At 74.7% G+C, this 23,742-nt stretch carries 25 protein-coding genes; 11 read left to right on the plus strand and 14 right to left on the minus strand.

The features are described 5' to 3' along the window. Positions 1-167: 167 nt before the first annotated feature. Positions 168-1,910 carry an ABC transporter ATP-binding protein gene (locus AB0C33_RS48430; RefSeq protein WP_358301727.1) on the plus strand — a complete coding sequence of 581 codons (1,743 nt, stop codon included), beginning with the start codon at positions 168-170 and terminating at the stop codon, positions 1,908-1,910. Further along, a complete protein-coding gene (locus AB0C33_RS48435; RefSeq protein WP_358301730.1) occupies positions 1,892-3,667 on the plus strand; it encodes an ABC transporter ATP-binding protein in 1,776 nt (591 codons plus the stop codon). The genes AB0C33_RS48430 and AB0C33_RS48435 overlap by 19 nt, the downstream gene beginning before the upstream one ends. Before the next feature lie 12 nt (positions 3,668-3,679). Here the strand turns inward: AB0C33_RS48435 and AB0C33_RS48440 are convergent, their stop codons facing one another. Further along, complete coding sequence (locus tag AB0C33_RS48440) at positions 3,680-7,126, minus strand: BTAD domain-containing putative transcriptional regulator (protein ID WP_358301732.1); 3,447 nt, start codon at positions 7,124-7,126, stop codon at positions 3,680-3,682. A 157-nt stretch (positions 7,127-7,283) separates the two neighbouring features. Here AB0C33_RS48440 and AB0C33_RS48445 point away from each other — a divergent pair, with 157 nt between their 5' ends. Both AB0C33_RS48445 and AB0C33_RS48450 read left to right on the plus strand, forming a co-directional pair. After that, positions 7,284-8,486, plus strand: a complete 1,203-nt coding sequence (locus AB0C33_RS48445; protein ID WP_358301735.1) for a histidine kinase — start codon at positions 7,284-7,286, stop codon at positions 8,484-8,486. Between the two features lie 21 nt (positions 8,487-8,507). Next, positions 8,508-9,194 carry a response regulator transcription factor gene (locus AB0C33_RS48450; RefSeq protein WP_358301905.1) on the plus strand — a complete coding sequence of 229 codons (687 nt, stop codon included), beginning with the start codon at positions 8,508-8,510 and terminating at the stop codon, positions 9,192-9,194. A gap of 19 nt (positions 9,195-9,213) precedes the next feature. On the opposite strand, the gene tsaA is transcribed toward AB0C33_RS48450, so the two are convergent. Continuing rightward, on the minus strand, positions 9,214-9,618 hold the full coding sequence (gene tsaA / locus AB0C33_RS48455) for a tRNA (N6-threonylcarbamoyladenosine(37)-N6)-methyltransferase TrmO (protein ID WP_358301738.1): 405 nt from the start codon (positions 9,616-9,618) through the stop codon (positions 9,214-9,216). Continuing rightward, positions 9,615-9,857: a hypothetical protein gene (locus tag AB0C33_RS48460; RefSeq protein ID WP_358301741.1), complete on the minus strand. Its 243-nt coding sequence runs from the start codon at positions 9,855-9,857 to the stop codon at positions 9,615-9,617. The genes tsaA and AB0C33_RS48460 overlap by 4 nt, the downstream gene beginning before the upstream one ends. Here AB0C33_RS48460 and AB0C33_RS48465 point away from each other — a divergent pair. Together AB0C33_RS48465 and AB0C33_RS48470 are read left to right on the plus strand one after the other, a co-directional pair. After that, the gene (locus tag AB0C33_RS48465) at positions 9,844-10,095 is read left to right on the plus strand and encodes a hypothetical protein (RefSeq protein WP_358301743.1); all 252 of its coding nucleotides are present in this window, start codon (positions 9,844-9,846) and stop codon (positions 10,093-10,095) included. The two genes, AB0C33_RS48460 and AB0C33_RS48465, sit on opposite strands and share 14 nt — an antisense overlap. A 193-nt stretch (positions 10,096-10,288) precedes the next feature. Beyond that, positions 10,289-10,717, plus strand: a complete 429-nt coding sequence (locus tag AB0C33_RS48470; protein WP_358301908.1) for a VOC family protein — start codon at positions 10,289-10,291, stop codon at positions 10,715-10,717. A 25-nt stretch (positions 10,718-10,742) separates the two neighbouring features. On the opposite strand, the gene AB0C33_RS48475 is transcribed toward AB0C33_RS48470, so the two are convergent. Both AB0C33_RS48475 and AB0C33_RS48480 read right to left on the minus strand, forming a co-directional pair. Then, entirely contained in the window at positions 10,743-11,267 is a 525-nt protein-coding gene (locus tag AB0C33_RS48475; RefSeq protein ID WP_358301745.1) for a YceI family protein, read from the minus strand. Continuing rightward, complete coding sequence (locus tag AB0C33_RS48480; RefSeq protein ID WP_358301748.1) at positions 11,264-11,722, minus strand: nuclear transport factor 2 family protein; 459 nt, start codon at positions 11,720-11,722, stop codon at positions 11,264-11,266. Before AB0C33_RS48480 ends, AB0C33_RS48475 begins: the two co-directional genes overlap by 4 nt. Positions 11,723-11,820: 98 nt before the next feature. On the opposite strand from AB0C33_RS48480, the gene AB0C33_RS48485 reads away from it, so the two are divergent. After that, the gene (locus tag AB0C33_RS48485; protein ID WP_358301751.1) at positions 11,821-12,732 is read left to right on the plus strand and encodes a LysR substrate-binding domain-containing protein; all 912 of its coding nucleotides are present in this window, start codon (positions 11,821-11,823) and stop codon (positions 12,730-12,732) included. Positions 12,733-12,768: 36 nt separating this feature from the next. Here AB0C33_RS48485 and AB0C33_RS48490 read toward each other — a convergent pair whose 3' ends face one another. The 3 genes from AB0C33_RS48490 to AB0C33_RS48500 all read right to left on the minus strand — a co-directional run bounded on the left by AB0C33_RS48490 (position 12,769) and on the right by AB0C33_RS48500 (position 14,504). Continuing rightward, positions 12,769-13,269 (minus strand): nucleoside deaminase, encoded by a 501-nt coding sequence (locus AB0C33_RS48490; protein WP_358301754.1) that lies wholly within the window; start codon positions 13,267-13,269, stop codon positions 12,769-12,771. A gap of 90 nt (positions 13,270-13,359) precedes the next feature. Continuing rightward, positions 13,360-13,830: a cyanase gene (gene cynS, locus AB0C33_RS48495; protein ID WP_358301757.1), complete on the minus strand. Its 471-nt coding sequence runs from the start codon at positions 13,828-13,830 to the stop codon at positions 13,360-13,362. Positions 13,831-13,916: 86 nt separating this feature from the next. After that, positions 13,917-14,504, minus strand: a complete 588-nt coding sequence (locus AB0C33_RS48500) for a carbonic anhydrase (protein ID WP_358301760.1) — start codon at positions 14,502-14,504, stop codon at positions 13,917-13,919. A gap of 123 nt (positions 14,505-14,627) precedes the next feature. Between AB0C33_RS48500 and cynR the strand changes: the two genes are divergently transcribed. Continuing rightward, positions 14,628-15,536, plus strand: coding sequence for a transcriptional regulator CynR (cynR, locus tag AB0C33_RS48505; RefSeq protein ID WP_358301763.1), 909 nt, complete (start codon positions 14,628-14,630; stop codon positions 15,534-15,536). Positions 15,537-15,564: 28 nt separating this feature from the next. Here the strand turns inward: cynR and AB0C33_RS48510 are convergent, their stop codons facing one another. The 5 genes from AB0C33_RS48510 to AB0C33_RS48530 are packed head-to-tail and all read right to left on the minus strand — an operon-like array spanning position 15,565 to position 19,116. Beyond that, positions 15,565-16,950, minus strand: coding sequence for a hypothetical protein (locus tag AB0C33_RS48510; protein WP_358301765.1), 1,386 nt, complete (start codon positions 16,948-16,950; stop codon positions 15,565-15,567). Further along, positions 16,947-17,294 carry a hypothetical protein gene (locus AB0C33_RS48515; RefSeq protein WP_358301768.1) on the minus strand — a complete coding sequence of 116 codons (348 nt, stop codon included), beginning with the start codon at positions 17,292-17,294 and terminating at the stop codon, positions 16,947-16,949. The genes AB0C33_RS48510 and AB0C33_RS48515 overlap by 4 nt, the downstream gene beginning before the upstream one ends. 18 nt (positions 17,295-17,312) lie before the next feature. Further along, positions 17,313-17,846 carry a hypothetical protein gene (locus AB0C33_RS48520; protein WP_358301771.1) on the minus strand — a complete coding sequence of 178 codons (534 nt, stop codon included), beginning with the start codon at positions 17,844-17,846 and terminating at the stop codon, positions 17,313-17,315. A 9-nt stretch (positions 17,847-17,855) separates the two neighbouring features. Next, positions 17,856-18,851: a tetratricopeptide repeat protein gene (locus tag AB0C33_RS48525; RefSeq protein ID WP_358301774.1), complete on the minus strand. Its 996-nt coding sequence runs from the start codon at positions 18,849-18,851 to the stop codon at positions 17,856-17,858. A gap of 37 nt (positions 18,852-18,888) precedes the next feature. Further along, entirely contained in the window at positions 18,889-19,116 is a 228-nt protein-coding gene (locus AB0C33_RS48530; RefSeq protein ID WP_358301777.1) for a hypothetical protein, read from the minus strand. A 225-nt stretch (positions 19,117-19,341) separates the two neighbouring features. On the opposite strand from AB0C33_RS48530, the gene AB0C33_RS48535 reads away from it, so the two are divergent. Continuing rightward, complete coding sequence (locus tag AB0C33_RS48535; protein WP_358301780.1) at positions 19,342-20,130, plus strand: helix-turn-helix domain-containing protein; 789 nt, start codon at positions 19,342-19,344, stop codon at positions 20,128-20,130. On the opposite strand, the gene AB0C33_RS48540 is transcribed toward AB0C33_RS48535, so the two are convergent. Continuing rightward, complete coding sequence (locus AB0C33_RS48540; protein WP_358301783.1) at positions 20,117-20,275, minus strand: hypothetical protein; 159 nt, start codon at positions 20,273-20,275, stop codon at positions 20,117-20,119. The two genes, AB0C33_RS48535 and AB0C33_RS48540, sit on opposite strands and share 14 nt — an antisense overlap. Before the next feature lie 183 nt (positions 20,276-20,458). Between AB0C33_RS48540 and AB0C33_RS48545 the strand changes: the two genes are divergently transcribed. Next, on the plus strand, positions 20,459-23,167 hold the full coding sequence (locus AB0C33_RS48545) for a tetratricopeptide repeat protein (protein ID WP_358301786.1): 2,709 nt from the start codon (positions 20,459-20,461) through the stop codon (positions 23,165-23,167). A 144-nt stretch (positions 23,168-23,311) separates the two neighbouring features. Then, positions 23,312-23,620 (plus strand): hypothetical protein, encoded by a 309-nt coding sequence (locus AB0C33_RS48550; protein WP_358301788.1) that lies wholly within the window; start codon positions 23,312-23,314, stop codon positions 23,618-23,620. Positions 23,621-23,742 lie beyond the last annotated feature (122 nt).

Here is a 23,742-nt window from a genome sequence, read left to right on the forward strand (position 1 = left end):
TCGCCAGGAACAGGATGACGAACGGCAGCGCGAGCCCGTCGTTGACGCCGGACTCGACGTTGAGCAGCTGCCGCAGCCGCGGCGGCACCTTCTCGCCGGCCCCAGGGGGCCGGCACCGCGCCGACACACGACCCACGCCACGAGCCGATGGAGTGAAGGGACCTCTCATGAACGTCGGGCACCGGCACGGCGACCGGCTCATCGCCTGGACGGCCCGCGCGACCTGGGCGCCGCTGGCGGGGACGGCCGTCGCCGCGGCGGCCTCGATCGCCGTCTCCCTCGCCCTGCCCTCGGCGGTGGGCGCGGCGGTGAACGCGGTCCTCGCCGGAACGGGCTCCACCGCCGCCTACGCCGAGCTCGCGGTGCTGCTCCTGGCCGCCGCGCTCGCCGACGTCGTCTCGGGCGTCGCGGGGATCACGTCCGTCGCCGCCGCCACCAGGCTGCTGCGCCTGCGCGCGATCGACCGGGTGCTGCGGACCGACGCGGCGGGCGCGGGCGCCTTTCCCGCCGGGGAGCTCGTCAACCGCCTCGTGGGCAACACCGCGACCACCGGTTACGTGCCCGCGACGCTGCTGCAGATCGCGTCCGGGCTCGTCCTGTCGGCGGGCGGCGTCGTCGCGCTCTTCACGATCGACTGGCGGGTGGGCGTCGCCTTCCTGAGCGGCGTCCCGGTCGCGCTCGTCGTCATGCGGGTGTTCGTCGCCCGGGTCTCCGGCCTGTACGGCGACTACCAGCGGGCCCAGGGCCGGCTGGCCGCGCGCCTCGCCGAGACCCTGGCCGGCATCCGGACGGTCCGGGCCGCGGGCACCGCCGACCGGGAGATCGCCCGCGTGCTGCGGCCGCTGCCCGAGCTGAGCGCCGCCGGGCACGCCCTGTGGCGGGCGCAGGCGCAGAGCGTGTGGCGGATCACCCTGATCCTGCCGCTGGTGGAGGTCGTCGTGCTGGCCGTGGCGGGGCTCGGCGTCGCGCAGGGACGGCTGCCGGCGGGCGCGCTGCCGGCCACGGCCGGCTACACCGCCCTGGGCCTGGTGTTCGTCGAACAGATCGACCCGCTGCTCGGCATGGCCTTCGGCCGGTCGGCGGCGGTCCGCGTGCACGACGTGCTCGCCCTGCCCGTCCCGGCCGCCGGCACGCGGCCGCTGCCCCCCGGCCCGGGGACGCTCTCCTTCCGTGGCGTGACGGTGCGGCGCGGGCAGGCCCCGCTGCTCGACGGCGTCGACCTGGAGATACCGGCCGGGGTGATGACCGCCGTCGTCGGCGGCTCGGGCGCGGGCAAGACCACCCTCGCGCTGCTGGCCGGCCGGTTGGCGGACCCGGACGACGGCCAGGTCCTCCTCGACGGCGTGCCCCTGCGCGACGTCGATCCCGGGCCGCTGCGCGATGCCGTGGCGTACGCGTTCGAACGCCCGATGCTGCTCGGCGGCGACATCGCCGGGGTGATCTCCTACGGCGCTCCGGCGTGCGCCCCGGAGGCGGTGCGCGCCGCCGCGAAGGCCGCGGCCGTGCACGACGTGATCCGCCGCCTCCCCTTCGGGTACGCCACCCCGGCGGCGGACGCGCCGCTGTCCGGCGGCGAGGTGCAGCGGCTGGGACTGGCGCGGGCGTTCCTGCGGCAGGCCCGGGTGACCGTCCTCGACGACGCCACCTCCAGCCTGGACACCGCGACCGAGGCCCGGGTGAGCCGTGCCCTGGCCGAGGGCATGCGGGGGCGCACCCGTCTGGTCATCGCGCACCGCCCGGCCACGGCCGCCCTGGCCGACCTGGTCGTCTGGCTCGACGCCGGCCGGGTGCGCGGGCGCGGCACCCACCAGGAGCTGTGGCGGGACCCGGCCTACCGCGCCCTGTTCGCCGCCGAGCACGCCGACACCCCGCGACGGGACGAGGAGGACACATGGACGTCCGCACGGTGACCGGGGCCGAGGCGGACCGGCGGCAGGCCGTCCGGCCCTGGCGGTTCCTGGCGGGGCTGCTGCGCGCCCGGCGGCGCCCGCTGCTGCTGGCGCTGGCGTGGTCGCTCGTCGAGTCGGCGCCCGCGCTGCTGGCCGGGCTGCTCGTCGCCACCGCGGTGGACCGCGGCTTCCTGGCGGGACGTCCGGGCGTCGGCATGGCCTGGCTGGGCCTGCTGGGCGCGACGATGGTCGTCAGGTCGGTCGCGACCCGGCTGATGTTCCCGCAGCTCGCCGCGGTGGTCGAGCCCATGCGCGACGAGCTGGTCCGCGCCGTGGCCGGGGCGACCGTCCGCCGTGCGGCCGACGGCGGCCAGGCGCCGGACGCCGCCGCGCTCAGCCGCCTCACCGGGCAGGTCGAGACCATGCGCAAGCTGGTGTCCACGATGCTGCGCACCAGTCGTGAGCTGGGGATGTCGGTGATCGCCGCGCTGGTGGGGCTACTCGTCCTGTCGCCGGTGGCCGCCGCCGTCGCCGCCGGGCCGCTGGTGCTGACGCTGGCCGCGTTCGCCAGGCTGATGCCGGCGCTGACGGCCCGGCAGCGCGCGCTCGTGCTCGCCGAGGAGCGGCTGACCGCGCAGGCCACGCCCATCGTGGCGGGGCTGCGCGACGTCGCCGCCTGCGGGGCGCGGGCCCAGGCCGCGGACACGTTGCGGGCCCTGGTGTCCGCGCAGGCCGCGGCGGCCCGCGCGCTCGCCTGGGCGGGCACCGGCCGCCGGGTCGCCGTCCTGCTCGGCGCGCACGCGCCGCTGGTCGGCCTGCTCCTGCTGTCCCGTCCGCTGATCGAGGGGGGCCGGCTGAGCGCGGGAGAGGTGGTGGGGGCGGTGACGTACCTGTTCACCGGTCTGGAGCCGGCGCTGCGCACGATCCTCGACACCCTCGGCGGGTGGGGGGTCGGGCTCGCGGCGACCACGCGCAGGATCGCCGAGACGATCGCCGTCCCCGGCCCGGCGGAGGTGGGCACGCCGGCGACCGCGGTCCCGGCCGGTCACGAGCTGCGGGCCGAGCGCCTGACGTTCGCCTATGCCGCGCGGGCCACGCCGGTCGTGCGGGACCTGGACCTGACGATCGGCGAAGGCGGGCATCTCGCGGTGGTCGGGCCCAGCGGCGTCGGCAAGTCCACGCTGGCCCTGCTGATGACCGGGCTGCTCCGGCCGACCGGCGGGCGGGTGCGGCTCGGCGGGCGGCCCCTGGACTCGATCCCCGGCGCGTCGGTGCGCAGCCGGATCGCGCTGGTGCCGCAGGAGGCGTACGTCTTCGCCGGGACGGTCCGGGAGAACCTGGCCTACCTGTGGCCGCTCGGCGAGAGCCCGGACGACGAGCGCCTGCGCGCCTCCGTGGCCGCCGTCGGCGCCGGACCGCTCGTCGAGCGGCTGGGCGGCCTCGACGGGGAGATCGACGAGCCGTCCGCGCTGTCGGCCGGGGAGCGGCAGCTCGTCGCCCTGGCCCGCGTGCACGCCTCCCCCGCCGACGTCCTCATCCTGGACGAGGCGGGCTGCCACCTCGATCCGGCCGCCGAGCTGCGCGCGGAGTCGGCGCTGGCGGCCCGGCCCGGCACCCTGGTCGTGATCGCGCACCGCATCAGCTCGGCCGCCAGGGCACGCCAGGTCCTCCTGATGGACGGGACCACCGTGCTCACCGGCACCCACCGGGAACTGATCGACCGGTCCCCCCTGTACGCCGACCTGGTCGGCCGCTGGCACGACGACGGGACACGGTAGACCGGTGGCCCGTCAGGACCCGGCGGCGTCGGTGCCGGCGTCCAGCGCGGTCTCCAGCACGGCCAGGAAGTGGTCGACCGGCCCGATGCAGGCCACCGCCGACCCCCCGGAGATCCGCCCGGCGTAGGGCAGCAGCTTCTCGTACGTCGTCCAGCAGGCCGCCACGTCGCCCACGGCGGCCTGGGCCGCGCCCTGCAGGCAGGTCATGGTCAGCCACGACCAGTCCATCGGCGGAGCGGGCCACCCCTGCCCGGCCAGGGCCACGGCCTGGCTCCGGCGCCCCTGGGCGCACAGCTCCAGCACCCGTGCGTCGTGTTCCACGGTGGGGTGGATGCCGCTGATCAGGTCGATGAGCGGGCCCGCCTCGGCCATGGCGCCGCGCTGGTAGTGCAGCATGAGGCGGCCGTTCACCGCGACGGCGCCCGCGTACCACATGCCGATCCGCTTGGCCTGCCGTTCGGCCTCGCCGTACAGCGCGTCGGCCTCGGCGAACCGGCCGGCCAGGGTGAGCCGGTTGGCCCGCCACATGGTGTGCTGGAACCGCGGCCACGGCAGTTGCAGGTCGTCGAGCAGCGCCTCGCAGCGGGCGGCCGCCAGGTCGGCCCCGGCCAGGTCGCGCATCTCCAGCCGGTAGTGGGTGTCCATCATGTGGGCGAGCAGCTCGAAGCCCGGCGTCCGGGTCCGCGCGGCCAAGCCGTGCAGCTCGTCGGCGATCTCCATGAGCTCGGCGATGTGGGTCGCCTGCGGCACGGACAGCGCGCGCGCGTTCAGCGCCCGCATGAGCAGGTGCGGGTCCGCGATCCGGCGGGCCATCGCGACGGCCTCGGCCGACAGCGACAGGCATCGCAGGTCGTCGTCGCTGCCGTTGTACAGTTCCTGCGCCAGGCCGCCGAGCAGCAGCGTCCGCTCGACGCCGTCGGTCTCGGGCAGCGCGCTCAGCGTGGCCTCGAACTGCTCCACCAGCCGCAGTTCCACCGGTTCGTACGGGTTGCGCAGCGTCCAGATGGCCGGCGCGTCCAGTGCGGTGAGCGCGCGGGTGGTCAGGGCGGGGTCGGCTTCGGCGCGCTGGGCCACGCGCAGGGCCTGGGCCCGCAGGTCGCGCGCGCCCATCGCGTCTCCGGCGTCCAGCAGGGCGCGCACCTGGTGCAGCAGGAGTTCCACGTGCTGGGCGGGGGCGCCGTCGCAGGCGCCGTGCGCGGCGACGGCCCGTCCCCACCAGGCGGCGGCCTCCTCGTGCGCCATGCGCCGGCTCGCCTGCCCGGCCGCCGCGCGGGCCCAGTGCGCCGTCTCCCGATACGCCAGCGGCCCGGCCTCCACGGCGTGGTGGGCGATGACGGTCACGTCGGTGCTCGGCCTGGCCGACAGGGCCCGCATCACCTCCCGGTGGAGCACGCCCCTGCGCAGCGGCGGGACGCCGGCGATCAGCGTCTCCCTGACCAGGTCGTGGACGAACGTCATGACCCCGTCGCCGCTGGTGACCAGCCCGGCCTGGGCGGCCCAGTCGAGCAGCTCGTAGGTCTGCTCCGGCCACGACGCGCAGGCCCGGAACACCTCGACGACCAGGCCGGGATCGAAGCTGCGGCCGATCAGGGCGGCCGGCTGGAGTATCTCCGTCGCCCGCGGCCCGAGCATGGCCAGCCGGCGGCGGATCAGGTCGGACACCGCGTCGGGCACGACCTCCAGGCCCTGCCCCTGCGCCATCAGCCGGACGCTCTCGCGGACGAAGAACGGGTTGCCGCCGGTACGCCGGGCCAGCAGCTGGGCCGTCGAGCCGTCCACCGGGACGCCCATCTCCCGGGCGAGCGTCCCGACGTCGGCGGCGTCGAGGCCGCTCAGCCGGATGCGCACGAGGTCGTAGCGGGCGAGCTGGTAGAGGACCTCGTCCACCGAGAGGTTGAAGGAAGCGGCGGGGGTGACCGTCCGGTCGTCGTGCGCCGCGTCGCGGAAGGCGGTGACCAGCAGCAGCGGGCGCTCGCCCGGGTACGCCTCGGACAGCACGGCGACGTCCCTGAGCAGTTCGAGCGTGGCGGAGTCCGCCCAGTGCAGGTCGTCCAGGACGATCACCAGGGGGCGGGCGCGCGCGGCCTCGACGAGCCACCGGGCGACGGCCCGGTTGCGGTGCGGCGAGGCCGGCGCGCCGGTGGGCCAGTCGTCGTCGAGCAGCCCGCTCAGCGCCTGGCGCTCGGCGGGCGGCACGGTCCCGGCCAGCGCGCGCAGCACCTGGAGCCACGGCCACAGCGGCGGCACGCCCTCCCCTCCGCGGCAGCGGCCCCACAGCACCAGATGTCCGAGGTCCACGCAGTCGTCGCGGAACGCCTGCAGCAGCCGGGTCTTGCCGATGCCGGGCTCGCCGCTGACCGCGGCGACCACGACGCCGTTGTGGTGCGCCGCGCCGGGCAGCGCCGTCAGCTCCGCCAGCCCCCGCTCGCGGCCGATCAGCCGTCCCCGCGCCGCGCGCCGGGCCTGATCGGCCTGCGCGGACGCGTCCTCACCGGCGTGCGCGGCGGCCTCCTCACCGCCGCCCGCCACGGTGGCCTCCTCACCGCCACGCGCCACGGTGGCCGGAACGGCCTCGGTGCGGACGAGGGACAGCCGCACGGGCCCCGGCTCGGGCGGCGGGGTGATCGACCGCGCCTGCCGGAGGATGTCCTTCTCCAGTTCCCGCAGCTCGGGCCCGGGATCGAGGCCGAGCTGGTCGGCGATGACCTGCCGCGCCCTGCGTAACGTGGCCAGCGCGTCGGCCTGCCGCCCGGACCGGTAGAGAGCCAGGGCGCGCAACCACCACAGCCGTTCGCGCAGCGGGTGCTCCGCCGTCTCGGACTCCAGCTCGTGGATCACCGGCTGCGGGCGGCCGGCGTCCAGCAGCGCCTGGGCGCGGGACTCGATCGCGTTCATGCGCAGCTCGCCCAGGCGGTTCACCTCCGCGGCGGCCCACAGCTCGTCGGCGAACTCGCCGTAGGGGACGCCGCGCCAGAGCCCGAGGGCCTCCTCCAGCAGGGGCAGCGCCTCGGCGGGCGGGCGCAGCTCGGCGTCGGTGACCAGCTTGGCGAAGCGCAGCGCGTCGACGTCCATGGTGGCCAGGAGATAGCCGGGCCGGCGGGCCACCAGCAGCCGGGGCGGCGTGCGCGGCGGGCGTGACGGCTCCAGCACCCGGCGCAGGTTCGACACGTAGACGTGCACGGAGCCCACTGCGGTCGCCGGCGGCCTGCCCTGGTACAGGTCCTCGATCAGCGTGTCGGTGGAGACGACCGTCCCGGCGGCGGCCACCAGCCGGGCGAGCAGGGCGCGCTGCCGGGGCCCTCCGGGGCTGACCGGGCCGCGGGCGCCGAGGATCTCGAACGGCCCGAGCACCCGGAACCGCACGCCCGCCGCACCGGTCCCGCCGTCGGAGCCCTGCTGTCCGAGCCCTCCGCACCGTTCCCCATCGGCTGTCTCCTCGTGACGAGAGGTTCGCGACATCGCTCCATCGTGGCCGCTGCCCGGCCCGGTCTCGTCACTCGGGAGGGTGATGCGGAAATCAGTCCCGGGCGGGACGCGGGGGTCTGCAACTTTCGCGGCAGTAGATGTCCACCCTTGGTTTGATGCGCCGGGGGTGGTGCCGGGGTTAGCGTGACGGGTGCCCTTCACCGCCCCGTCCATCGTCCGGCGGGTGTTCGCGGTCCACCCGCTGCTGCTCGACGGCGCCGTGGCCCTGCCGCTCGTCGTCGGCACCTGGCTGTGGGAGATGTTCGAGCCGGGCCGGGGGCGGCCGGGCGACGCCCTGTCGGTGGCCTTGACCGTGCTGGTCAACGCGCCGCTGGCGCTGCGCAGGGTGACGCCGGTGGCGGTGCTGCTGGTGTCGGTGGGCGCCTCGCTGGTCTACCACGTGCTGGGCTACCACCTCGGGCTCAACAGCATCGGGCCGCTGGTGGCGCTCTACTCCGTCGCCGCCCACCGGTCGTGGGCGTGGTGCGCGGCCGGTGCGGTGCTGATCGTCTTCGAGTGGACCTACGCCTCGGCGCAGCAGCCGGGCGTCGCGCTGTGGTCGGCCGCCGCGCAGTCGTGCATCGTGGCGGCCTGCGGGGTGGGCGCGGGCACCAGCGTGCGGCTGCTGTCGGAGCGCACCGGGCAGCTCGCCGACCTGGCCGCGCAGCTGCGCGCGGAGCAGGGCGCCGCCGCCCGGCGGGCGGTCACCCGCGAACGGGTGCGCATCGCCCGCGAGTTGCACGACGTCGTCGCCCATCACATGTCGGTCATCTCCGTACAGGCCGGGCTGGGGCGCTACGTGGCGCTGAGCGATCCGGCCACCGCCCACGCCACGCTGGGCGTCATCGCCGACACCAGCCACGAGGCGCTGACCGAGATGCGCCGCCTGCTGTCGATCCTGCGCATCGAGGCCCACGACGACGACGAGGGCCTCTACGCCACCGCGCCGGGCCTGCTGGCCCTCGATCCGCTGGTCGAGCGCATGCGCGGGGCGGGCGTGGCCACCGAGCTCGTCGTCGAGGGCCGGGCCCGGCCGCTGCCGTCCGGCCTCGACCTGTGCGCCTACCGCATCGTCCAGGAGTCGCTGACGAACGTGCTCAAGCACGCCGACCCCGGCCGGGTCGAGATCCACATCGGCTACGGTCCGGCCACGCTGACGTTACGCGTCAGCAACGACGGCGCCGCCGTCCAGGCGGAGGACGGGCCGTCCGGCGGTCACGGGTTGATCGGCATGACTGAACGTGTCAGGCTCTACCAGGGGTCGATCACCGCCGGGCCGCTGCCCGGAGGCGGGTTCGAGGTCCTGGCGACCTTCCCGCTCCCCGTGCCCGGTGCCGACGATCGGCCGCCGTGACGACCGTGAAGCAGGTGCGAGATCAAAGTCCTCGTCGTCGACGACCAGGTGCTCATCCGTGCGGGTCTGGCCGCGCTCCTGCGCGCCGCGGGCCTGGAGGTCGTGGGCGAGGCCGCCGACGGTGAGGAGGCCGTGCGCCTGGCCGCCACGCTGCGGCCCGACGTGATCCTCATGGACATCAGGATGCCCGGCATCAACGGTCTGACCGCGACCGAGCGCATCCTGGCCGCCGCGCACGACCCGCCGCCCAAGGTGCTCATCCTGACCACGTTCGACCTCGACGAGTACGTCTACAACGCGCTGCGCCTGGGCGCCGGCGGGTTCCTGCTCAAGGACACCCCGCCCGAACGCCTGATCGCCGCCATCCACACGGTCGCGGCGGGCGACATCCTGCTGGCCCCGGCCGCGACCAGGCGGCTGATCGAGGCGTTCACCGAGCCGCCCGCCCCGCTCCCCTCCCCCTCCCTCGACCGGCTCACCGGCCGCGAGACGGAGGTGCTGCGGCTGGTCGGGCACGCGCTGTCCAACAAGGAGATCGCCGAGCGGCTGTCGGTCAGCGAAGGCACGGTCAAGACGCATCTCAATCGGCTGATGGCCAAGCTGGGGCTGAGCAGCCGGGCGCAGGTGGTGGTGGTGTCGTACGACGCCGGCCTCGTCCGCCCCGGCCGCCCCCTGCCCCGCCGGACGGCCGCCGACGACCAGGGCTAGCGCAGGGCGGCGGCCGCGGTCAGCGGTCGGGCGTGAGCAGGGGCTTGACGTCGAGGATCGGGGTCGCGTCGAGCGCCTCCAGGTTGCGGACGTGCACCCGCCGGCCCTCGACGGCCAGGATGTGCACGGTGTGCAGGCCGATCGGGTTGGGCCGGTCGGGTGCGCGGGTGGCGAAGACGCCGGTGAGCGGCCGGGCGGCGTCGCCACGCGGGTGGACGGCGAGGGTGTCGCGGTCGGCCCGGTCGAGCCAGGTGAGCAGCAGCACGTCGGTGCCCGGGGTCAGGCCGTCGAGGGCGGCGGCGTACCGGTCGTCGAAGACCAGCCAGGCGTCGGGGGCTCCCTCGTCGGGCTGCCGGGGCGCCGCCATGCGATCGGTCAGTGTCGACTCGACGCGCCCGACCGGGCGCAGCGTGGGTTCGGTCACGAGTCCTGGATCTTTCCCCGTGCGGGGACGCCGGTCAAGACCGTCGATCGCCCGAAGCCCGCCGGAGGGCCGGCGGCGGCCAGGACGACGCCCGGCTCGCCCGTGCCGTCGACGGCGGCGACCTTGTCGGCGTGGCCGAGCAGCGCGGTCTTGCCGATGCCCGGCTCCCCCACGACGACCAGGGCGCCGCTGCCCCCTTCCCGGGCGCCGTCCAGCAGTCCGTCGATGTCGGTCGCCAACCTCTACTACGAGCTCGGCCACGACCCGGGCGCCTACGCCCCCAAGCCGCGGGTGACCGTCCCCACGGCCGTGCTGCTGGCCAAGGACGACGTGACGATCCGCCGCTTCGCCGAGCGGGACGCCGACGTCCGGCGCTGGACCGAGCTCGACCGCGGCGGCGCGTACCTGGCGCTGGAGGTGCCGGAGCTGCTGGTGGCGGACGTGCGGGCGTTCTTCGGCCCACTGGCGGCTGCCTGACCGGCGGGCCTGAAGGATTCATGGCCCGGCTGATGACATCCGCATCTGGTGAGCGGCCCGCCCGGGGGGCAAGGTGGGACCGGCATTGCGCCGGCGGCGTGTCGAGAACGCGGCGCCGGCTCCGTCCTGGGAACATCGGCGGCCGGCGAGCGGCCGCGTTTGACGAAGGAGGCCCGGCGTGGCGATCCAGCGGATGGACAACGTGCTCATCGTCGTCGAAGACCTTGACGCGGCGATCGCGTTCTTCCTCGAACTCGGCATGGAGCTGGAGGGCAGGGGGCCGATCGAGGGGCGCTGGGCGGAGCGGGTCATCGGGCTCGACGACGTCCGGCAGGAGGTCGCGATGTTGCGGATCCCGGGCGGCGCCGGCGGGATCGAGCTGGCCATGTTCCACACGCCGAAGCCGATCCGTCCCGAGCCGGCGGACCCGCCGGCGAACACGCTGGGCATCCGCCGGGTCATGTTCGCCGTCGACGACGTCGAGGACGTCATCGCCCGCCTGCGCCGGCACGGCGCCGAGCTCGTCGGCACGCTGGAGCGGTTCGAGGACAGCTACCTGCTGTGCTACGTCCGCGGCCCCGAGGGCATCGTCGTCGGCCTGGCCCAGCAGCTCGGCGGGTGACCGGGCGGCCGGTGCGTCCGTGCCGCTAGGGCCGCCGGACCGCGGCGAGGTCGAGCTCCAGCGCCACCTTCCTGGCGACGAGTCCGGCGGCGGCGTTCCATTTCACGCCCCAGTCGGTGCGGTCGATCGTGACGCCGTCCTTGAGCCGCAGCCGCAGGCCGTCCCCGTCGCCGGTCAGCTCCAGCTCCAGGGTGATCGGGTTGCGCACGCCGCGGATGCTCAGGTCCCCGGTGACCTGGAAAGCCGTCTCACCGGTCCGCTCCACCCGGTTCGAGGTGAAGGTGATCACCGGGTGGTCGGCGTCCTTGAGGTACTTGCCGCGCAGGTACCGGTCGCGCTGCGGGTTGCGGGTCTGGACGCTGCCGGCCTGGACGGTGAGCTCGATGCGCGACCTGGACGGGTCGTCGCCGTCCAGGTGGCCGGTTCCCGTGAACCGGTCGAACCGCCCGTGTACGGCGGGGCCGACGGTGTGCCGGGCGACGAAGCCGATCCGGGTGCGGGCCTGGTCGAGGACGTAGTCGCCGGTCAGGGCGCGAAGGCTGGTGGTCATGCCGGGCGCTCCTGGTCGCCGGCGGGGGCCGCGCCCGGCAGCGGGCTGGCGTCGAGGTACCTGACCTCGTAGACGCGTTCGGCGAACTTCCAGCCGTCGCCGGTGCGCTCGTAGCGGTCGTGGTAGAGGGCGTGGTTGGCGTGGGAGCCGCCGTCGCGCATGCGCCCGAACTCGTAGATGTAGGCCCGGCCGGTCGCGGTGTCGCCGTCGATCCGGATGACACCCGGATGGACGTTCTGCACGAAGAACTCCCAGAGGCCCTGCCCCCACTCGATCCCGGCGCGGATCGCCTCCCGGCCGGCGAACTCCTTGCCGATGTGCGGCCATCGCATGACGCCGCCGGGCGTGAACAGGGATTCGACGCGGTCGTAGTCGCGGGTCATCACCGCGTCGGTGAGCTCGCCGCGCAGCGCCTCGATCTCGACGCGGTCGGCTACGGCTTGCAGGTCGGTCATGTGGTTCTCCCCCTCGCTCAGGTGCTCCCAGCATCGAGGCAGGTCGGAGGGCGAACAAGGTAGGGTTCGTGGGGCGATCCATAACATGGGGGTTATCCGTGGAGCTGAGGGACATCGAGATCTTCCTGACGCTCGCCGAGGAACTGCACTTCGGCCGTACCGCCGAACGGCTGCGCGTCTCGCAGGCGCGCGTCAGCCAGGCCATCAGCAGGCAGGAACGGCGCCTCGGCGTGGCGCTGTTCGACCGCACCAGCCGGCGCGTGGCCCTGACGCCGGTCGGCCGCCGCCTGCGCGAGGATCTGCGGCAGGCCTACGACCTGCTCCAGGAGGGGCTGGCCCGGGCCGAGGCCGCGGGGGTGAGCGCGGGCCGCACCCTGCGCCTGGGCGTGTTCGGCCACGCCGGCTACGAGCTGCGCCCGCTCGTCGACGCCTTCCGCGCCCGTCATCCCGGCGCCGAGGTCCGGTTCAGCGAGGTCACCGGCGGCGACCCGTTCGCCGCCCTGCGCGCCGGGGACGCCGACGCGCACGTGTTGTGGTTGCCGGTGGCCGAACCCGATCTCACCGTCGGCCCCACCGTGCTCGTCACCGGCCGGGTGCTGGCGGTGTCGGCCGGGCATCCGCTCGCCGGGCGGCGCGGCGCGTCGCTGGAGGACCTGGCCGACGAGCATGTCGTCGACCTGGGCCCCGCCGCCCCGGAGTACTGGGTGGCGTCCATGGTCCCCACCCGCACGCCGCTGGGCCGCCGCATCCCGCGCGGGCCCGTCGCGCGGACGTTCCACGAGATCCTGGCCCTGGTCGCCGCCGGGCAGTGCGTGCATCCGCTGGGCGAGATCGCCGCCCGCTACAACCGGCCGCCCGGCGTCGTCTTCGTGCCGCTCCACGACGCCCCGGCTCTCCGGTTCGCCCTGGTCTGGTCGTCCACCGGCGACGGCCCCGCCGTCCGCGCGTTGGCCAGGACCGCCGCCGACCTCGGCCCGCTCTCACTCGGCGGGAACGGCGAGCCGGGCTGAGGCCCCGCCGGCCGGGCTGAGGTCCGCTCCGGCGCCCTACGCGGTGGTGGGTGCGCCCGCGACGCGGCGTTCGCCGCCGTTGCGCTCCTGCCAGAACCGGTACACCTCGACGGCGTCCGCGCGCGGCTCGTGGCGCATCGGCAGCCGGCGCTGCTGCCAGGGCTTGGCGAACTCGTCGTAGAAGGTGCCCAGCTCGAAGTACTTGCGGTCGTCCACGTAGTGGGGCTCGTATGCCTCGCGGGTGGTGAGGAAGACGACCTCGGCCGGGGAGCAGTAGTACAGCGCGCCCAGGCACATCGGGCAGGGGTGGGCCAGCACGTAGATGGTGGTGTCGGTCAGGTGCTCGGTGCCGAGCCTGGTGCAGGCCTCGCGGATGGCGAGGATCTCCGCGTGGGCGGTCGGGTCGCCGGTCTGGGCGACCTTGTTGGCGCTCTCGGCCAGGAGCTCGCCGTCCCTGACGATGACGGTCGCGAACGGGCGGCCGCCCTCGGCGACGTTCTGGCGGGCGAGGTCGATGGTGCGCTGGACGAAGTCCATGAAGGTCCTCCGGAAGTGGCCGGGCGGGGCCGCCGTCGGGGCGGCTCCGCGAGGGACGGGCCCCGGGCCCGCGATCGGGCCCGGGCTCGGTCAGAAGGGCTTGGTCGGCAGGTACTTGCCGTCCAGGGTGATGACGGCGCGCTCGCCGCCCTCCGGGTCGGCGACCTTCTTCACGTCGAGGCGGAAGTTGATCGCGGAGATGATGCCGTCGCCGAACTGCTCGTGGATCAGGGCCTTGAGGGTCGTCCCGTAGACCTGGAGCATCTCGTAGAAGCGGTACATGGTCGGGTCGGTCGGGATCCGGTCCGGCATCGAGCCGCGGATCGGGATGGTCTGCAGCAGCGCCGCCGCGTCCTCGCCCAGGTCCAGCAGCTCGGCCACGGCCCGGGCGGAGCTCTCCGGCAGCGGGTGCTGGCCGAGGACGGCGGCGGTGGTGAAGGCCACCGACAGGCCGGCGGCGTCGGCGATCTGCTGCCAGGACAGGTCCTTGCGGATCTTGGCCTCGACGGCGGTGGCGGCCAGGGCCTGGCGGGCGGTGGGGTCGAACTGTGCATGCACCATTTGTCGGTACGTCCTTCTCTTCAGGTGGTGTCGGGATGGATGCGGGCTCCCCGCGGACGGTCGCGCGCGGGAACCCCGGAGCCGGGTCAGGCCGTGAGCGCGGCGCCCGCGGCGGTCAGGTCCTCGACGCGGCCGGTCGGGATGTCGTAGACCCAGCCGTGCAGGGTGACCTTCCCCGCCGCCAGCGCGCGGGCGACCGACGGGTGGGTGGCCAGGTTCGCCAGCTGGGCGAGCACGTTCTGCCGCACCAGTGCCGGCACGTCACCGTGGGTGGCGGTGCGGGCCCGGGCGGCGTCCGCGTGCCGCAGCCAGGCGGCGACGGTCGGGGCGCCGCTGAGGTCGTGCCCCTCTGCGAGGGCGGTCATCGCGCCGCACGCCGAGTGGCCGCAGACGACGACGTCCCGCACGCCCAGCGCGGCGACCGCGTACTCGATGCTCGCGGCCACCCCGTCGGCTTCGGGGCGGTAGGCGGGCACCAGGTTGCCGGCGGTGCGGATGACGAACAGGTCACCCGGCTCGGTGCCGGTGATCAGCTCGGGGACGACGCGGGCGTCGGAGCAGCCGATGAACAGCGTGTGCGGTGTGTGATGGGTGGCCAGACGGGCGAAGAGCTCCGCCTTGGCCGGGAAGACGTCCCGCTGGAAACGGGCGACGCCCTCGGCGAGGTCCTGCATGGTCACTCCCTTCGGCGGTGGCCGGCCCTTTTGGGCTGCTGACATCCAGGATGTATGACCTGGCCCTATAGTGTCCAAGAGGCGTTCCGCCTGATAGTCATTGCTCTCATCTATAGTTTGTCCATGGCCGCTCTCGAACTGCGTCACGTGCGCTACCTGCTCGCCGTGGCCGAACACGGCAACTTCACCCGCGCCGCCGAGGAGCTGCACATCTCGCAGCCCACGCTCTCCCAGCAGATCAGGCAATTGGAGCGGACCCTGGGCGTGCAACTGCTGGACCGCACCGGCCGCGCGGTGCGGCTCACCGACGCCGGGGCGGTCTACACCGACCACGCCCGGCGCGCGCTTCGCGACCTGGCCGCCGCCGAACGCGCCGTGCACGACGTCCAGGACCTCTCCCGCGGCCACCTGCGGCTGGGCGTCACCCCGACCTTCACCGCCTACCTGGTCGGCCCGCTCACCGCCGAGCTGCACGTGCGCCACCCGGCCGTCGACCTCACCCTGACCGAGATGACCCAGGACCGCATGGAAGCGGCCCTGCTCAGCGACGAACTCGACCTCGGCATCGCCTTCGCCGGCCCCCACCTGCCCGGCGTCACCCCCACCGCGCTGTTCACCGAGACCCTCAGCCTCGTCACCGGCACCCCGCACGCCCGGACGCTGGCCGCACCCCTACCGGTGCGCGCGCTCAAGGGCGAACGGCTCGCCCTGCTCAGCGGCGACTTCGCCACCCGGGGCCACATCGACGCCTACTTCGCCCGCCACCGGGCCGCCCCCCGCATCGCGGTCGAGGCCAATTCCATCCAGGCGCTCACCGAGATCGTGCGCCGCACCCCGCTGGCCACCGTCCTGCCCGACGCCATCGCCCACGGCCACCCGCAGCTCACGCCCGTCCCCCTCGACCCGCCGCTGCCCAGCCGCACCGTCACCCTGCTGCACCGCGAGGGCGCCTACCGCAGCGCCGCCGCCCGCGCCTTCACCGAGCTCACCGGAGACTTCGTCCGCGCCCGCGGCTACGCCCCGCCCGCCTGAACCCCGGCGCGCAGCGGGCATGTTTCGGTCAGAAGCCCGACACATGCCCGGCCGCCGACTCGGAGCCGCCGTCGCCGCCCGGCGCCGCCGGTTCGCCGGTCGCCGGGACGCCTCCGTCCGGCTGGACGGCGGCGGCCTGCGCCGGTTCGTCGTGCTGCCGGCTCGCTCCGGCCTGGGCCTGCTGCGCCGCGTCCGGACCGCCATGGGCATGGCCGGTGTCACCGGACGCCGCGGCCGCGGTCTCGGGCTGGGAGCCGGGCAGCGGGTGCCAGCCGCCGTCGGGCGACTGGTAGGCGGCCGAGACCAGCTCCGTCGTCCCGGTCTGGCCGCCGTCGCCGGCCGTCCCGTCGTGCACGGGGAGCGGGTGCCAGGCGCCGTCGTGCCCCAGGAACCAGGCCGCGTTCAGCTCGACCCCCGGCGTGCCGCCACCGGCGTCGGGCGAGAGAGGCGCGGCGGGCGGGACGGGGTGCCACGAACCGGCGGCGTCCTGCGTCCAGTCCAGGTTGACGACGCTCTGGGCGCCCGCGATCGTGTGGCCGTCCGGGCCGATGGGATGCCAGGTGCCCTCCGGGCCGCGCCAGCCCGACCCCGCGGTGCCGGGCGGGTCGCTCGCCGACACCTGGTGCCAGGCGCCGGCGGCGTCCCGGTAGCCGCCCTCGGTGTGCGTGATCGCGCCGGGGACCGGGGTGGAGGAGATCGCGTGCCAGGCGCTGCCCGGTTCGTACCACCATCCGCCCTGGAACTCGACGATCCCGTGCGGCGTCAGCGGGGCCGCGGCTTGGTGACGGTGTTCCGTGGCGGGACCGGCCAGGTCGGGCAGCGCGTGCAGCGGCGGCGCGACGTCGGAGGGCAGGGTGAACGCGGCCTCCTCGGCGCTCCCGTGGACCGCCCGGAAGAGGGAGTCGCCGAGGTCGTGGGCGACGTCGTGGCCGGTGGCCGCCTCGATGCCCTTGATCGCCGTGGTGCCCACGCCGTAGCCCGCCAGCGCGGCGCCGACCAGCGCGCCGGCCGGGGTGGTGACGTCCAGCAGCCCCAGCGTGGCGGAGTAGACGCCGGCGAGCCCGGTCGCGGCGGTGGCGGCGCCGTCGAGCACCTGTTCGCCGTTGCCGCCGCCCAGCCCCATGCCGAGCTTCACGCCGCCGTTCCAGGTGTCGCGCGCGCCGGCGAACAGGCCGTAGCCGCTGATCGCCTGGTTCAGCGGCGGGAAGGCGAACGGGCCGGAGGAGCCAAGGCCGTGGGCGCTGCCGCCGAGCCTGTCGAAGTCGGTGTTCATCAGGAAGCTGGGCACCGTGAAGACGTTGACCACGTGCTGGAGCGCGTCGTCGGCTCTGCGGGCCGCGTCGTCGACGCCGCGCAGCACGTCCGCGGCCAGGTGCAGGGCGTCCCGCAGGGCCTGCGGCAGGAGGTCCGTCATGACCGGGTGAACAGGCCGGCTCGGGCGACGGTGTCGCCCGGCTCGGGCCCCGGCGCCCCGGTCGCCAGCGCGAGGTCCAGCTCGGCGGCCAGGATGGCCGCCGCGTGCGCGTACGGCCGGGGCCCGACCGCCGCGGGATCGGCCTCCCGCCTGGCCGCCAGCTCGATCCAGGTCGCGAACGCCTCGGCCAGCGGCTGCTCGGCGGGCTCCGGCCGCAGTTCGCCGGCCTGCTCCACGAGCGCGGCGATCAGCTTCCTGCGCAGGCCCGAACCCGGCGGCCGGGGCGGGACCGCCTGGACGACCTGCATCACGGAGATCGCGGCACGCACCACGTCGACGATCATCTCGGCCTCCCGGCCCGCTCAGGACGCCGGGACCCGGACCTCGCCGAGGACCAGGTCACGCCCGTCCGGCCAATGGAAATCGTGCAGGGTGACGGTGAGGCGGGACGCCCTCGGCGAGGTGTCCCACACCGTGAACACGAGCTTGCTGCGCTGACCGAGCGGCGGGTCGCCGTCCCCGCCGCCCTGGAACGGCACCGACCCGAGCTCGCTGCCGCTCGCCCGGTCGCTGATGCGGTAGATCATCCGGGAGGCGAACTGCCGCTCCTCCCGGGTCACGTACGCGGTGACGACGATCGACGGCCTGGTCCTCCCCATCCACCTGCTGACCGTCCGAGCGGTCCGCTCCACCGTGAACCGCCAGCCGTACCCGTGGATCGTCCACGGCGGCGGCCCGGACGCGTTCTTCCTGATCGGCTCGTCGGCCTCCAGGAACGGCAGCCGGGGCAGGCCGAGCCCGGGAAAGGCCGGCCCGTCGAGCCCGATCCGGGGGACGACCAGCGCCGCCGCGATCAGCACGGCGATCACCAGGTTGGCGCGGGCGAAGAAGCGCATCCGCCGGTCCTAGAAGAGGATCTTCTTCATCGCGCGGCGCTCGCGCACGACCGGTCCCTGCAGTTCCTGGTAGAGCTTGTCGACCTGGCCCGGCCTGCCGAGCCCGGCCAGGACGATCGACTCCTTCTCCGTGCCGAGCATGTAGGTCAGCTCCAGCGAGGCGGTGTTCGTCAGGTAGGAGGACAGGGTGCGGACGTAACGGACCTGGGTGATCGAGGCGTACAGGATCACCTGCTTGCTCCGGTCCCTGACGCCCTGGGCCACGTCGACGCGGCGCTGGTGGAAGACGTACGACGTCACCCTGGCGGAGACGACGGCGGCGACCCAGGCCGCCACGGCGTACAGCCCGAGCGCCACGACCAGCAGCGGCACCCGCAGCACCGAGACGGACAGCGCCAGCGCCGTGGCCACGAGCGGGGTGAGCGCGAGGTGCCGGGTCTGCGTCCTGGTGGACCACACTTCCTGGCCGATGTCGTAGACGGCCCGTTCGTCCAGGTCGTCGGCCATGGTGCGGTACGGCGTGACCCCCGCCGCGACGGCGCGGGTGTACTCCAGGGCGGCGGCGTGCTCGGCATCGTCCGGGACCACCACCTGCGGCGGCGCGACCGGGATGGTGGGCTGGGGCGGAGGGTGGCCCGTGGCGGGGCCGTCGGCCGTCCGGCAGGCCGCCAGGCGGGTGTGCACGTCCTTCACCACGTCCCCCGTCAGCGACTGGCGGAAGGCGACCGCGGCCTCGGCGGGCCTGCCCTGCTCCTGGAGCGCCACGCCCAGCTCGTAGGCGGCCAGGTGGTGCGCGGGCTCGGCCGCCACCACCGCCCCCAGGTGCCGCTCCGCCTCGCGCCACTCGCCCAGCTCGTTCAGGCACACGCCGAGCGAGTACCGGCAGACCCGATCGCCGGGGAACTCGGCGACCACCTCCAGGAGCACGTCCCGGGCCTCGGCGGTCCGTCCCGCCCGGTACAGGGCCAGCGCCCGGTCGAAGCCCTCGTCGTCCTGTGCCGACATGCGTCCATCCTCCGCTCTCGGGTCCGAGCCGGACGTCTCAGTGGTGGGGCAGTTCCGGGTACACCACGAGGAAGAAGACGGCCAGGGCGATGACGGCGATGATGATCTGCGTGCCCAGGCTCAGCTCGTCGCCGCCGCCGTCACGGCGGGCCCGCCAGTCGTCGCGGTTGCGCCGGCGCGACGACTCGTCCATGGAGCGCCGGACCATCTCCCGCTGGTGGTCGATCCGCCGCGAGCTCTCCCGCTGGTAGTCGTCGAACGGCATCTGTCACTCCTTCTGGGCCGCACCGCCTGGAGCCAGAGTGATACGGAACGTCATCACCTGGTAACGATAAGACGAAAAACTGCCGTACTCCAGTCGCGCCCGCACATCCGCCGATGGAGACCGACACCCCCACTGTCCCGCCGGCCGGCCGGGACGATGAATACGAAGAAGTGCGTACTTCCGAATCGCTGTGCCGGATGGTAGCCGTTCATGCACAATGCGCCCATGACGTCATTGTTCAGGGACGATGGCCGACGCATTCACGACCTGGCGATGGACATCCTCACGACGAGAAAGCCCGTACGCGTCTGGCCGCTATTGATGGAGCGGCTGACGAAGGACCTGCCGGGAGACCTGGCGGTGCTCATCGACCTGGACTGGACGGCGGGCACCGGGCACGCGCTGACCGGCTCGCCCGACTGGCTGCACCAGGCGCCGCTGGACGCCCTCATCCACTCCCACATGCGCGCGCACCCGCTGCTCCGCCACTACGCCAGGACCGGCGACCGCACCCCTCTGGCCATGGACGACGTCGCCGACGGCGACTGGTGGAAGAGCGAGGCCTACCACGCCGGCCGGGCGGCGATCGGCATCGACCGCCAGCTCGCCCTGCCCCTGGACGCCCGGCCGGGACAGATCCGCGGCGTCATCATGAGCCGCGACGGCACCGGCTACAGCGACCGGGACCTGGAGTACGCCGCTCTCGCGCGTTCGCTCCTCGACACGGTCGAAGCGCACGAGAAGGCCGTCTTCCGCCTGCCCGCGCTCGCGGACCCGGCCGAGCACGGGATCACCCTGCGCGAGATGGCGGTCCTGATGTTGCTGAGCGAAGGGCTGACCGCGTACGCCATCGGCCGCCGGCTCACCATCAAGGAGGCGACGGTGAACAAGCACAAGGAGAACCTGTACCGCAAGCTCGGCGTGCACGACCGGGTCACGGCGCTGCGCAGGGCCCGCGCGCTCGACCTCCTCCCCCCCGAACCGGGACGGGACGCCCGGCTCAACGGTGAGTGATCCACCAGAACAGCAGGCCGACGAGGCCGCCGCCGGCGGCTTCCGCGGCCCCGCGGGCCAGGGCGACGGCGAGGGTGCGGCGGAGGCGGGCGGAACGGCGGCGCGACGCGGAGGGGGCGCGGCGGGATGCTCGGTTGTCGGTCATGCCGGCCATGACACCGGGGCCGGCGGCAAGGGTGAAGGTATGCCGGACAGGTCCGGATTCACGGGATTAAGCTGCCGGTGACGGTGATCCGGACCGGTCCGTCCCGGATCCGGAAGGACGGTCCTGATCCTGCAGGACGGTCCGGATCCGGAAGGACGGTCCTCGCTGGGTGGAGAGGCGGACGTGGTGGCGGATTCACCGTTCCGGCCTCAGGGGTCGGGCTCCCGGGTCCTGGCCGAGCTGGCGCGGCTGTGGGACCAGGCCCGCGTCCACAACCCCGGCCGGGTGACGCAGAAGGAGCTGGCCCGGGTCTCGGGGGTGCCGCACACGACGGTGAACGGGTGGGCGACCGGGGCCGCCGAGCCGCGGAATCTGGACCAGCTCGTCCAGGTCGGCGCGACATTGGCCGCGTGGGCGAACGAGCCCCTCCCGTCGGCGCGGGACTGGGACCGGCTGATGGCCGCCGACCGTGCTCGCCCGGCTCCCGCCCCGGCCGACGTCGGCCCGCCCGCGCCCGCGCCCGCGCCCGTGTTCGCGCCCGTGTTCGCGCCCGTGTCCGCGCCCGTGGAGCGGGTTCGGGTGGGCGTGATCCCGCAGCCTGCCGACTGCTTCCAGGACCGGCAGGTGGCCGAGGATGTGGAGGCGGCGGCCGGCGAGGGCGGGACGGGTGCGCCGGTCCAGGTGCTGGCGGGGACGGGCGGGGTGGGCAAGACCCAGCTGGCAGCCGCCCACGCCCGGCGCGCCTGGCGGCAGGGGGTGCAGGTGCTGGTGTGGGTGGAGGCCGCCACCCGCGACGGCATCGTGTCCGCCTACGCCCGTGCCGCGGCGCGCCTGGGCCTGCCGCCGGCCGGCCTGGACGATCCCGACCAGGCGGCGCGGGAGTTCCTGGTCTGGGCCGAGACCACCGGCCGGTCCTGGCTGGTGGTGCTGGACGACGTGCGGCGCCCCAAGGACGTGGCCGGCCTGTGGCCGCCGGCGGCGGTTTCGGCGGCGGGCGGCCAGGTGCTGGTCACCACCCGGCTGCGGGAGGCGGCCCTGGCCGGGGCGGACCGGCGTACGGTCGGCGTAGGCACCTTCAGCGCGGCCGAGGCCCGCTCCTACCTGAGGGCCAAGCTCGGCGACGACGTCCCGGTCGCCGACCTGGACGCCCTGGCCGCCGACCTGGGTTTCCTGCCGCTGGCGCTGGCCCAGGCGGCGGCCTACGCCGCCAACGCCGCGATCGGCTGCGCCGAGTACCGGCGGCGGCTGGCCACGAGGTTGCTGGTCCACGCCGTGCCCGGCGAGGGCCACCTGCCCGACGGTCATCGCCGGATCGTCGCCGCCACCTGGGAGCTGTCGATCGAGGAGGCCGGCCGGGCCGCACCCGCCGGGCTCGCCCGCCCGCTGTTGTGCCTGACCAGCGTCCTGGACGCGGCCGGCATCCCGCAGGCGGCGCTGACCAGCCCGCCCGCCCTGGCGTACCTGACCAGCCACCTGCCCGATCCCCCGCCCCGCGGCGATGGCGGCATGGACGCGGCGACGGTGGACGCGGCGACGGTGGACGAGGTACTGCGAGTGCTGCACCGGCACAGCCTGCTCGACCACGACCGCACCGCCGCCCACCGCGAGATCCGCGTCCACCGGCTCGTGCAGCGCGCCACCCGCGAGAACCTCGTCGCCCGGCCCGAGCTCGGCCCCCGCCTGTTCGCCGAAGTCGCCGCCGCCGCCGCCGACGCCCTGCTGCGCGTCTGGCCGCCGGTCGAACGCGACGGGCTCGGCGAGATCCTGCGCGCCAACACGACCGCCTTGCAGCAGGCCGCCGGAACCGTCCTGTGCGATCCCGGCGCCGGCGCCCATCCTCTGCTGTTCCAGGCCGCCGCCAGCCTCGGTCACGCCGGACGGGTCACCGCCGCCGTCGCCGCCTCCGCCGGCCTGCACGCCACCTGCCTGCGCGACCTCGGCCCCGACCACCCCGACACCCTGGCCATCCGCGGCAACCTGGCGGGGTGGCGGGGGCGAGCAGGGGACGCGGCCGGCGCGGCCGCCGCGTTCGCCGAACTCCTGACCGACATGGAACGGGTCCTGGGCCCCGACCACCCCGACACCCTGGCCACCCGCGCCAACCTGGCGGGCTCGCGGGGCCAGGCCGGAGACGTGGCGGGGGCGGCCGCCGCGTTCGCCGAACTCCTGACCGACATGGAACGGGTCCTGGGCCCCGACCACCCCGCCACTCTCGCCACCCGCCACAACGTGGCGTCCGCGCGACGCGAGGCGGGGGACGTGGCGGGTGCGGCCGCCGCGTTCGAGGAGCTGCTGGCCGATCGCTCACGGGTGCTGGGCCCCGGCCACCCCGACACTCTGGCCACTCGCAGCCATGTGGCCTCCTTGCGGGGTGACGTGGGGGACATGGCGGGCGCGGCGGCCGCGTTCGCCGAACTCCTGACCGACATGGAACGGGTCCTGGGCCCCGACCACCCCGAAACCCTCGCCACCCGTGCCAACCTGGCCGGACGGCGGGGCCAGGCAGGGGACGCGGCCGGCGCGGCCGCCGCGTTCGCCGAACTCCTGACCGACATGGAACGGGTCCTGGGCCCCGACCACCCCGCCACCCTGGCGGCTCGCGCTCACCTGGCGTCCTTCACGGGCGAGGCGGGGGACGCGGCGGAGGCGTACGCCGCGTTGGAGGAGCTGCTGGCCGATCGTCTGCAGGTGCTGGGCCCCGATCATCCCAGCACCCTCACCACCCGCAGAAACCTGGCGAGATGGCGGGGCGAGGCGGGAGACGCCGCGGGTGCGGCCGGCGCCTACGAGCGGTTGCTGACCGATCTCCTGCGGGTGCTGGGCCCCGGCCATCCCTGGACCGTGGCCGCCCGCGAGGAGCTGGCGTACTGGCGGGAGGCCGGACGGCAGTAGGCGCGCACGGGTCCCGGCACGTGGCCAGACCCTTTTCCGGCTCGATTCCTGTGCCCGTGAGGCCAAGCATTCCTGACCTCGACACCCTTTGTGGTGGATCGAATACTGAGCGTGACAAACTTCCCGGACGGAAGGATCCCCCCCATGCCCACCGCCCGCATCGCCTCCGGTCAGACCGCCCCAGGACAGGGCTGGCAGGCTTACGGCTCCAACGGCATCTACATCGACGTCGACACCAGCTCCGCGCACTTCTCCGGGCGTCCCGTCTACGTCACCTCCATCAGCAGCACCGGCGGCAACCAGTGGAACCTGGTCGGCCCCAGCGCCGTCTACGACGCCACCGCCACCAAGTTCCGCGTCTACGTGCAGTGGCGTGACGCGTCGGCGCTGTCCCCGGGCACCGCCCAGCAGTTCGGCTGGTACATCCAGTGGATCGGTTACGACAACCCCTGACCCGCGGCTCGCACGGCCGGCCGGCGCCCGGACGGGCCCGGCCGGTCTCGCCATGAGGGGTCCCCGGGCGGCTCCTGGGCCCGGGGTGGCCGGCTGTGGCGTTCGTCGGAACCTTCGTGCCC

This window comes from Nonomuraea sp. NPDC048881 (assembly GCF_040649795.1).
GTDB lineage: Bacteria > Actinomycetota > Actinomycetes > Streptosporangiales > Streptosporangiaceae > Nonomuraea.